The organism is Micromonospora sp. BL1 (assembly GCF_003667485.1).
Taxonomy (GTDB): domain Bacteria; phylum Actinomycetota; class Actinomycetes; order Mycobacteriales; family Micromonosporaceae; genus Micromonospora; species Micromonospora tulbaghiae.
On the sequence record NZ_RCVK01000069.1, the window covers coordinates 1 to 3094 of the forward strand.

Genomic DNA, 3094 nt, shown 5'->3' on the forward strand with positions numbered 1-3094 from the left:
GCCGAGCATGGTGAAGAAGCGGCGGGAGTCGTTCTCGATCGGGCTGGAGTACGTCCCGTCCTCGGCCACCTGCGCGTACCGGTCCAGGAGCATGTCCCGCGGCACCCGTACGTGGTCGAAGCTGAGCCGCCCGTTGTCCACGCCGAGCAGTCCGGCCTTGGGGCCGGCGTCGCCGATCGTCACGCCGGGCATCGGGTTGCCGTGCTCGTCGCGGATCGGCACCAGCCACGCGTGCACCCCGTGGCGGCGCCCGCCGGTGATCAGCTGGGCGAAGACCACAGCCATCCGCCCGTCCCGGGCCGCGTTGCCGATGTAGTCCTTGCGCGCCGCCTCGTGCGGCGTGTGCAGGTCGAAGGTCTGCGTCTGCGGGTCGTACTCGCAGGTGGTGCGCAGTTGCTGCACGTCCGAGCCGTGGCCGGTCTCGGTCATCGCGAAGCAGCCGAAGATCCGTCCCTCGACGATGTCCCGGAGATAGGCGTCGTGGTGCCGCTTCGTGCCGAGGGCGGCGACCGCGCCGCCGAACAGGCCCCACTGCACGCCGGCCTTCACCATGAGTGACAGGTCGACCTGCGCGAGCATCTCGGTGGCGACGATCGAGGCGCCGATGTCGGACCGGCCGCCGTACTCGGGCGGGAAGCCCGCGGCGATGCCCAGCTCGACCGGCAGTTCGCCGAGCAGCCGGGTGATCCGCTCGCGCGCCTGGTCGCCGGTCTCCCCGTACACAGGGAGGAACCGCTCGTCGAGGTGTTTGCGGTGAGCCTGACGGACCTCGGCCCACGGTCCGTCGAGCGTCTCCTGAAGGCGGGCGATGTCGATGCGGCGGGACGCGTGATCGAGCATGGTCGCTCCTCGGGGCAGCGGACATATGGGTGCACTCTCGGCCTGATCAACATTACCGGCGGTCACCGTGCCCTGCTGGCGGAGACCGTGGTGAGCCGTGCCACCCGACTCGGCCACCGAGGCTGAGGTTAGGCTGTCCTCACTTCGATCACTGGAGGCATCCCCTCGTGTCCCCGCTCCCCGCCGGCGGCGCCGTCACGGCCCGGTACGTGCTGCGTCAGGCATTGCGCCGCCAGCGACGGCCGGTGCTGATCGGCGTGACGCTGCTCGGCCTGCACCAGGTCGCCGAGGCGCTCGTGCCGGTGGCGATCGGCCTGATCATCGACCGCGCCGTGGTCACCGGCGACCCGTGGGCGCTGGCGTACTCGGTCGCCGGCCTCGCGGCCCTGTTCGCCGTGCTCGCGTTCGCCTACCGCAACGGCGCCCGCCAGGCGTACGCCGCGGTGGAGCGGGAGGCGCACCTGCTGCGGGTGGAGATCGCCGAGCGCGCGCTCGACCCGCGCGGGCACCGCTCCGGCCTGCGCGACGGCGAACTGCTCTCCGTCGCCGCCTCCGACGCCGAACTCTCCGCGCTCGTGGTGCGGGTGGCCGGGTTCGGCGTCGCCGCGGTGACCGCGCTCACCGTCGCGGCCACCGCGTTGCTGGTCATCGACGTCCCCCTCGGACTCGGCGTGCTCGTCGGCGTACCGGTCCTGGTCCTGGTGCTGCAACGGATGGCGCCGCTGCTGTCCCGGCGCAGCACCTCCCAGCAGGAGGCCCTCGCGGAGACCACGGCGCTCGCCGTGGACCTCGTCTCCGGCCTGCGCGTGCTGCGCGGCATCGGCGCCCAGCACCACGCCGCCGGCCGGTACGCCGCCGCCAGCCGCAACGCCCTCGCGGTCACGCTGCGCGCCGCCAACACCAAGGGACTGCACCTCGGGCTCACCACCGCCGCCAACGGCCTGTTCCTCGCGGCGGTCGCCGGGGTGGCCGGCTGGCTCGCCCTGCGCGGCCGGCTCACCATCGGCGAGCTGGTCACGGTGGTCGGGCTCGCGCAGTTCGTCGCCGAGCCGGTGCAGACCATGGGCTGGTGCGTGCAGCTGTTCGCGATGGCCCGCGCCTCCGCCGTCCGGGTGGCGCGCGTGCTCGGTGCCGAGCCGCTGACCCGGCCCGGCGACGCACCGGCCCCGGTACACCCGGACGGGCCGCGGCTGACCCTCGACGACGTCGGGCACGCCGGACTGGACGGGGTGAACCTGCGCGTCGGCCCCGGTGAGGTGGTCGGTGTGCTCGCGTACGACCCGGCCGACGCCGAGGCGCTGGTGGCGCTGCTGTCCGGGCGGGTGCCGCCGGACGCGCGCCGGGGCGCCGTGCGTGTCGACGGCGTACCCGCCGACGAGCTGCACGTCGACGCGCTGCGCCGCACCGTGCTGGTCGAGCCGCACGACGTGACGCTGTTCGAGGGCACTGTCGCGGCCAACCTCGCCGCCGGCGACCCTGCCGACCAGGCGCGGCTGCACGCCGCCGTCCGGGCCGCCGCCGCCGAGGACGTGGTGGACGCGCACCCCGACGGCCTCGACCACCGCCTCGTCGAGCGGGGCGCGAACCTCTCCGGTGGACAGCGCCAGCGGCTCGGGCTGGCGCGGGCGCTGCATGCCGACCCGCCCGTGCTGGTGCTGCACGATCCCACCACCGCCGTCGACGCGGCCACCGAGGCGCAGCTCGCCGACGGACTCGCCGAAGCGCGCCGGGTGGCGCCCCGGGGCACGCTCCTGATCACCAGCAGCCCGGCCCTGCTGCGGATCACCGACCGGGTGGTGGTGATCGCCGACGGCCGGGTGGCCGCCGAGGGACCGCACGAACGCCTGCTGGCCTCCGACGCCCGCTACCGCGAGGAGACACTGCGGTGACCGCTGACCCGCGTACCCCCACCCGGACGTTGCTGCCGGTCGCATCCGCCCGGCAGACCTGGACCACGCTCGGCGCCCAGTTCCGCGACCGGCCCGGCCTCAGCGCCGCCGCCGCGACGGTGCTCGTCGCCGCCGCCACGGGCGGCCTGGTCGCGCCCTGGGTGCTCGGCCGCCTGGTCGACGACGTCATCGCCGACGCCCCGGTCTCCCGGATCGCCGGCCGGGTGGCGGTGATCGCCGCCGCCGCCGTGCTCACCGGCCTGCTCACCGCGCTCGGCGCCGCGCTCGCGTCCCGGCTCGGCGAGACGGTGCTGGCCCGGCTGCGCGAGCGCGTCCTCGACCGGGCGCTGCACCTGCCGTCGGCG

The 3094-nt window shown here is 75.1% G+C and carries 3 protein-coding genes; 2 read left to right on the forward strand and 1 reads right to left on the reverse strand.

Annotated elements, in window-relative coordinates; all coding sequences use genetic code 11:
* Positions 1 to 840: acyl-CoA dehydrogenase family protein (locus tag EAD96_RS00425; protein ID WP_199733029.1), on the reverse strand; the 840-nt coding region annotated here is incomplete at its 3' end.
* Between the two features lie 167 nt (positions 841 to 1007).
* On the opposite strand from EAD96_RS00425, the gene EAD96_RS00430 reads away from it, so the two are divergent.
* Entirely contained in the window at positions 1008 to 2729 is a 1722-nt protein-coding gene (locus tag EAD96_RS00430; protein WP_121682874.1) for an ABC transporter ATP-binding protein, read from the forward strand.
* Positions 2726 to 3094: ABC transporter transmembrane domain-containing protein (locus tag EAD96_RS00435; RefSeq protein WP_255498952.1), on the forward strand; the 369-nt coding region annotated here is incomplete at its 3' end. The genes EAD96_RS00430 and EAD96_RS00435, both read left to right, overlap by 4 nt.